The 7888-nt window shown below is 39.5% G+C and carries 5 protein-coding genes and 1 pseudogene; 4 read left to right on the top strand and 2 right to left on the bottom strand.

The window, feature by feature from the left end; all coding sequences use genetic code 11:
• Window positions 1-108: pseudogene (locus FTU38_RS16150) on the top strand (IS5/IS1182 family transposase); the annotation flags it as partial.
• Window positions 109-304: 196 nt separating this feature from the next.
• Here FTU38_RS16150 and cysN read toward each other — a convergent pair.
• Both cysN and cysD read right to left on the bottom strand, forming a co-directional pair.
• Window positions 305-1918: a sulfate adenylyltransferase subunit CysN gene (gene cysN, locus FTU38_RS16145; RefSeq protein ID WP_180111857.1), complete on the bottom strand. Its 1614-nt coding sequence runs from the start codon at window positions 1916-1918 to the stop codon at window positions 305-307.
• Between the two features lie 154 nt (window positions 1919-2072).
• A complete protein-coding gene (gene cysD, locus FTU38_RS16140; protein WP_078189893.1) occupies window positions 2073-2987 on the bottom strand; it encodes a sulfate adenylyltransferase subunit CysD in 915 nt (304 codons plus the stop codon).
• A 321-nt stretch (window positions 2988-3308) separates the two neighbouring features.
• Between cysD and FTU38_RS16135 the strand changes: the two genes are divergently transcribed.
• The 3 genes from FTU38_RS16135 (at window position 3309) to FTU38_RS16125 (ending at window position 6844) form a co-directional block, all read left to right on the top strand.
• On the top strand, window positions 3309-3851 hold the full coding sequence (locus tag FTU38_RS16135; RefSeq protein WP_111884395.1) for a hypothetical protein: 543 nt from the start codon (window positions 3309-3311) through the stop codon (window positions 3849-3851).
• Between the two features lie 465 nt (window positions 3852-4316).
• Entirely contained in the window at window positions 4317-4955 is a 639-nt protein-coding gene (locus tag FTU38_RS16130; protein WP_180007473.1) for a YqiJ family protein, read from the top strand.
• A gap of 176 nt (window positions 4956-5131) precedes the next feature.
• The gene (locus tag FTU38_RS16125) at window positions 5132-6844 is read left to right on the top strand and encodes a flotillin family protein (protein WP_168379214.1); all 1713 of its coding nucleotides are present in this window, start codon (window positions 5132-5134) and stop codon (window positions 6842-6844) included.
• Window positions 6845-7888: the final 1044 nt, after the last annotated feature.

Below are 7888 nucleotides of genomic sequence, written 5' to 3'. Positions count from 1 at the left end.
AAAACCTTCAAAATTCTTGCTGAGCGATATCGCAATCGAGGCAAAAGACTAGCATTAAGATTCAATCTAATTGCTGGAATTTATAACTTGGAGCTGAGTGAAAAATGACTTATGAAAGAAATCTAATGTGCGCAATATGATATAAATATGGGTTAAGTGGTACTGTCATCAAATCATCCATGAATTTTTTCTATTTCTTTTTATTGGGATACTTAAAATAAAATCAACTTAAATTATTCAATTTATATCCTTTTTATAAAAAAACCCGCTTATCAGCGGGTCTTTTTTAAATCAATTCAATCTATTACAGACGAACCAACTCAACAATTTTCTCAGCAACTTCTTCAGCAGCATCGAAGGCATAAGTCACATCAGTGCCTTCGGTCGCATCTGTAATCACAACCACACCAGTTTCACGAACCAGCGCAACTTGATCAGCAGAAAGACCCGCTTTCGCAATCGCAACCACACCTTGTTGAATCAACAAGCTTTCAATCGCTTGCGCATTTTCAAGCGCTTTTGCAGTCACAGTTACCGCAGCAGGTTTTTGACCTAAACGTGCAGCACGCGCTTCAGCAGTTACAGGCTCGTTGTGTGCAGTCCATTCCACTGCAGACTCAACCATACCCGCACCAACAGTCACGTTGCTTAAACGGTCAATAAAGATGAATGAACCTGTGTAACGGCTGTCTTGATAACGGTCAAATACCACTGGCGCATCAAACTCAATCGTTACATCTGCAATCGCATTCAATTCAAGCTGTTCAACTTCCGTTTTTTCCAATGTGTTTACATTGGTACGGTAGTTAATTTTAGCTACTTTCGCAGGAATAGTTTGTGTACCAAACTTCACATTATACAGTTTGCCAACTACTAAAGGCGCATCTGTCATCCATACCACAGAGGCACGTGCAGAACGTGAAATTAACGGCTGTTCGCCCGCTTTTACCAACACGTTACCACGTGAAATATCAATTTCATCATTTAGCGTAAGTGTTACCGCTTGACCTGCAACAGCATGGTCTAAGTTACCGTCAAAAGTCACGATTTCTTTAACAGTCGAAGACTTACCAGATGGTAATGCAGTAATGGTATCGCCAACTTTTACTTCACCAAGTGCAATCGTACCGCAGAAGCCACGGAAGTCGAGGTTCGGACGGTTGACATATTGAACAGGGAAACGGAATTCGTGCTTGCTCGTATCATGCGAAATTTCAACAGTTTCCAAAGTCTCCATTAAAGTCTGACCTTGGTACCACGGCGTATTTGGCGATTTGTTTACAACGTTATCACCATTCAACGCAGAAATAGGCGTGAAGATAATGTTCGCAGGTTTACGGTCGCCCAATTGGTTTACGAACTCGTTGTACTCTGCTTGAATTTCATTAAAGCGCGCTTCAGAGAATTCAACCAAGTCCATTTTGTTCACTGCAACCACGATATTACGAATACCCAAAAGACTCGCAATAAATGAGTGACGACGAGTTTGCGTTTGAACGCCATAACGCGCATCAATCAAGATGATCGCAAGGTCGGCAGTCGACGCACCAGTTGCCATGTTACGTGTGTACTGCTCATGCCCTGGGGTGTCAGCAATGATGAACTTACGTTTTTCTGTAGAGAAATAACGGTAAGCCACGTCAATGGTAATACCCTGCTCACGTTCCGCTTGCAGACCATCGACAAGTAAAGCCAAGTCAGGCGCATCACCCGTAGTACCGACTTTTTTAGAGTCACGAGTCACGGCTTGCAATTGATCTTCATAAATCAATTTTGAATCGTAAAGTAAACGACCAATTAGAGTCGATTTACCATCATCCACGTTACCGCAAGTGAGGAAACGTAGAAGGTCTTTATTTTCGTGTTGTTTTAAATACGCCAAGATGTCTTGGCTAATTAAATCTGATTGATGAGACATTGCTCAAAACTCCACATATTCTTTTGAAATCGGTTTCTGAATCTTTTTAATCCCTCTAAATCTCCCTTTAAAAAAGGGAGACTTTACTCCGTTCTTTCTCGGGAGTTCCCCCTCTTTAGTACAGAGGGGGTTAGGGGGAGATTTCTTAAGATTCTTAGAAGTAACCTTCCTGCTTTTTCTTTTCCATCGAACCTGCTTCGTCATGGTCGATCATACGGCCTTGACGTTCAGATGTTGTGGCTAAAAGCATCTCTTGGATAATTTCCGGTAAAGTTGTTGCAGTTGATTCAACCGCACCTGTAAGTGGGTAACAACCTAAGGTACGGAAACGCACCGATTTCATTTGTGGCACTTCACCTTCGTTCAAACGCATACGCTCATCATCAACCATGATCAGAGTACCGTTACGCTCAACCACTGGACGTTCAGCAGCCAAGTACAAAGGAACCAATTTAATATTTTCGAGGTAGATGTATTGCCAAATATCCAACTCAGTCCAGTTAGACAATGGGAACACACGAATACTTTCGCCTTTGTTCACTTTACCGTTGTAAAGATTCCAAAGTTCAGGACGTTGGTTTTTAGGGTCCCAACGGTGTTTAGTATCACGGAATGAGTAAACACGCTCTTTGGCACGAGATTTCTCTTCGTCACGGCGCGCACCACCGAAAGCAGCATCAAACTGATATTTATCAAGCGCTTGTTTTAAGCCTTGAGTTTTCATGATATCAGTATATTTTGAGCTGCCGTAATCGAACGGATTCACGCCTGCGTCTTTACCTTCTTTGTTTTGATGCACGATTAAATCAAAGCCATGCTCTTTTGCCATGTTGTCACGGAAAGTAATCATGTCTTTAAATTTCCAACCCGTGTCTACATGCAGTAGTGGGAATGGAAGTTTGGCAGGATAGAATGCTTTTAAAGCAAGATGCAGCATGACCGCTGAATCTTTACCGATTGAATACAACATGACTGGGTTTTCGAACTCAGCAGCAACTTCACGGATGATATGAATACTCTCAGCTTCAAGCTGTTTAAGATGAGTAAGTCTTTCCTCATTTAATGACATGGACAACACCAGCTTAGAATATGTGTACTTATTACACTTTTAAAGATATATATACATTATAGTGATTAAGCTTTCATAACGATTGCTTGTTTTGTGATATTGATATTCTTATTCGTCATATACAAATTGTCTGATACTGCTTATCAATTTTAATTAATTTAATACGATAGACTTATCAATTTCATTATTATTCTAGTCCGAGATCCGTAATTTTACGCAATTTTTTATCAATTAACTAATCGCTAAATCCTCTAAACAATCGGTATTCAAACTCGCTCAAACTACCTAAAGTAGCTATATCACTCTCCAACAGTTATTGATATGCCATATAGTCACTACACGCTTGAAACCTTAAAGTCGCTGATAGAAGCAGCAGGTCTTGCTGGCTATATTTATCAGCATTCTTCACACATGCTCGTGCTCCAAGAAGCCTTAAATGATGACGGCAGCCCGCTGAATAACTTTATCCAACATGAGCTGAGTGCTGACCAAATTGGCCTTCAGTTCGGCCTACGACTTTTGGACAATAAACTCGAGTTTTTGATTGGGGTGACTCATAGTAACCAAGATCGGGGCTACGAAATTGGCGCAGGCAATTTAAAGGCCGATCAACGTGCATTTAATCTGCTCTATGCTTTTTATAATTTTCCCAAAGCATTTCACTTAATCCATTTCCCGCTCGCAGCCAATAGCACCCAGTTAGAAGAAGAGATCGAAAAACAATTGTTTCAACTTGAAAGCATGGGCTTTTTAGACACTGCGATTAAAACCAATCCGATGGGCGAACAAGTGAAGTGGATGAAAACCTTTATTGTTCAAGCGGCTTTAGATATGAAAGTACGCATTCAAACTTCATTGTTATAAAAAAGGGTTAAAGCTTACTAAAAAGCGCTCTATTGAACGCCAGTTCAAATCTTCATATGACATCGAAAGTCACGGCAAAGCCCTCAGCACTGCTGTGACGCTTATAAATTTACATTTCCTAACATTGTTTTCTGTGCCGTTTAACAGGCCATTTCTCTCCCTTGAGCACGACCACTTATATATCTGCAATTAGACTGAAAATTTGATTGATCACAATGACTTAAATCTTAAATGTATAAACGTAGATTCGCCATCCTCTTTGGATTTAGTTCATCCAAATTAACTGATAAACTATTTTTGAAGAAAAACTTAGTAATAGCTCACATAAAAGCCGACTTTTTGTTAATCTGATCTGTAATTTTTTTACACAATTTCGACAGATAATGTTATTTTATTTACTGAAAAAAATTCAGCCAGAATTATTTTTTTTGATTTTTTATAAGCATAAATATAGAGATAAATATAATGTGGGAATTGTTTACTCACCCGTCTAATATCGTGTTTAGCATCAGTCTCTGCTTAATGTTCTTGTTTGGACTTTTTGAGATTGTGTTAACAATTTTAGGGGGGGGTTCTCAAGGCTTCTTAGATCAATTCCTACCTGAGGATGTTGGTCATAATGCAGAGCTAGGTGTAGATGCCGATGCAGGTATCGTGACACGTGTGCTCGATTGGTTGTATTTGGGTCGTATTCCACTGTTTGTATGGCTCATCATTTTCTTATGTGTCTATAGTTTGTTGGGCTTTGCTATTCAAGCCATCGTTAACCAAATGACCAGTATGATGTTCAGTGCATGGATTATTGCACCAGCCTGTATTTTTCTGTGCATGCCCTTCGTACGTTTTAGCGCAATGCTCATTGCCCGTATTTTACCGCAAGATGAAACAACCGCCATTTATAGTGATGAATTGATCGGTAGAACGGCCACGATCATTTTGGGTGATGCACGACCACAGTCTCCTGCTCAAGCCAAAGTCAAAGATCAACACGGATTGACCCATTATATTTTGGTTGAACCTGAACAAGATGAAATTTTCAGCCAAGGTCAATCAGTGGTTTTAACCCAAAAAACAAATGTAGGCTTTCAAGCCACCATGCTCTAAATTTTGAATGAATTGATGCTCGATCAGTTCTTTTAACACCATATAAATACATTTAACGCGTCATAAGTTCAGCAAATCTCGAAGTCATGATGAGTCAACAAAATACTGATTTTTAAACCAAACTTGTTAGCACTTTAGAGGGTTAACTTGAACTACAACAAAAGAGATAAACGTCCATGTTAGACATTATTCCAAGCGGTATCCTTGTTTCAGTCGGGATAATTTTTGCCGCACTTATTTTTATTGGTTTTATTATTGCTCGACTTTATCGTCGCTCAAGTAAAGAAATTTCATTTGTGCGTACAGGCTTCGGCGGTGAAAAAGTGATTTTAGGTGGCGGTGCTATTGTGCTTCCGGTGCTGCATGAAATTATCCCAGTCAATATGAACACCCTACGTCTTGAAGTACGCCGTGCAGATGACCAAGCGCTGATTACACGTGACCGTATGCGTGTCGACGTGATGGCGGAGTTCTATGTCCGTGTTAAACCGACAGCCGATTCGATTGCTACAGCAGCACAGACTTTAGGTCAAAAGACCATGTCACCGAATGAACTTAAGAATTTGGTTGAAGGTAAATTTGTTGACTCATTGCGTGCAGTTGCCGCAGAAATGGCGATGGAAGAGTTGCATGAAAAACGTGTCGACTTCGTACAAAAAGTTCAGCAAGTGGTGTCTGAAGATTTACATAAAAACGGTTTGGAACTTGAAACCGTTTCATTAACTGGCTTAGACCAAACTGGCTTTAAATACTTCAACCCACAAAATGCGTTCGATGCTGAAGGTTTAACTAAACTGACGGAAACCATTGAAGACCGTCGTCGTAAACGTAATGCGATTGAACAAGATGCAGATCTTGCGATTAAGACCAAGAACTTAGAAGCAGAACAAGCACGTCTACAAATTTTGCGTGAAGAAGAATATGCAAAACTGCAACAAGAACGTGAAATTTCAATCCGTCGTGCAGAACAGCTTGCAGAAATTGCATCACAAGAAGCTGCTAAAAAACGTGAAGCCGAAGAAGCGCGTATTGCTGCTGAACGTGAAGTTGACTTAAAGCGTATTACTGCTGCACGTGACGTTGAAAATCAAAATATTCAAAAGTCACAAATTATTCAGCAAGCCCAAGTGGAACAAAAGAAAACCATTGAGTTGGCTGAGCAAGACCGTGCCATTGCTATTGCAGAAAAATCTCGTGCTGAATCTGAAGCTAAAGCGCATGCCGATCAAGCCCGTGCTCAAGCGGTAAAAGCCGAAGAAGAAGTCATTACCGTTCGTCAAATCCAACAAGCTGAACGTCAAAAAGCTGTTGAATTGGTCTCTGCGAAAGAAAAAGCGGAGAAAGATGCGATTGCCATTACTGTCGCGGCAGAAGCAGGTAAACAAGCAGCAGCAGATGATGCAGAAGCTATCCGTATTGCAGCTGAAGCCGAAGCTGAAAAAGTTCGCTTAAAAGCCAAAGGTGAAGCTGACGCAAAAGTTCTCTTGGCTCAGGCGATGGAAAAACAATACCAAGTTGATGCTGAAGGTACACGTGCAGTGAACGAAGCAAACAACGTATTGTCATCTGAACAGGTTGAAATGCAAATTCGTTTAGCGATGCTGAAATACTTACCTGAAATCATTCGCGAAAGTGTGAAACCAATGGAAAACATTGATGACATTAAGATTTTGCAAGTGAATGGCCTAAATGGTGGTCATGCAGGTTCTTGCCAAGGTGATGCTCACCACGAAGGCAGCGGTAATGTTGCCTTGTCAGACCAAGTGGTGAATAGTGCCCTACGCTACCGCAGCCAGGCCCCACTGATTGATAGCTTGATGAGTGAGCTTGGTATCCAAGGTGGCGATATTAACGGTTTAACTCAGAGCTTAAAAACCAGCAAAAACTAAGTTTTTGATTGAGATAGGGCTCCATCAAATCTCTTTATTCAGAAGTGATTGCTTGAGTAACACATTCTAAATGAATTAATAAGCAGTGTCCGCACTGCTTTTTAATGGCTTAGATACTTGTACTTATGGGCATACAATTTCTCAAAGAAATGAACAGCATTTTCTGTCTTATCAGGGCGCTTTTAATGGTTTCTAACATTTATATTTCGCATCACAGCCTGATGTTAAATCAATAAACAAATGGCGTATTTCATAGAAATACCCATTTAGAAGCTATAGAGCAAACAGCATAAAATTATGAAACAAAATATTTAAAATCAATTAATTGATATATCCTTCTCATCTTACAGAATAAGATATTTGCTTCTATATATTCAGCTCGATAACATTTTGTTCTATCTATTGTTTTTATAAAACTTGGAAATTGCTTATTAAATGGGAAATAGAGCCTAACAAGGTTTTTGCACTTCAAACCACCAACTAAAAAATAATAGCTGGCTATAGATGTATATGCTCCTGTAGATATTCTTAAAAAGATTTCATCACTGAGATAGCAAATTTCACCAATTTTAAAGCTCCCATTCTCATATTCCTGATCTACCATCCTTTGTATAAGGCTTGAGAAAAATACATATAAAATAATTTCTATTAAAAATGTTAGGCTTCATCCAAGTAAAACAGCTCTTTGATGATAAAGATCCATTAAAAATCTCAATTAAATTAGTTATTTTCCCTAAAATCAATATACTGCACGCTATACGAAATTATTTTTAAAAATCATAAACCTATGACCATCCCCGCAATCATCACATATTCGGATTATTATGTGTTCTTTACATTTCATAGTTATTGAACAACCAATATTCCATCCGTTTATGCAGCGTCACTGCACCCCAAAGCAGAACACATAGCCATGCTGTCAACGGCATTCTAAAATTGACCCCTTTTACCTTTCAAATGGCAAAGTAAAATTGACCCCTTTGATCTCGTATTAAGTTTCAACCTGGGGCTGAATCCCAATTCTTTTTTTATCCTTCAAACGAT

The organism is Acinetobacter sp. YH12098, from assembly GCF_013419235.1.
Classification (GTDB): domain Bacteria; phylum Pseudomonadota; class Gammaproteobacteria; order Pseudomonadales; family Moraxellaceae; genus Acinetobacter; species Acinetobacter amyesii.
The sequence above is the reverse complement of the archived record's forward strand: the minus strand, read 5'-3'. Positions and strand labels throughout refer to the sequence as shown.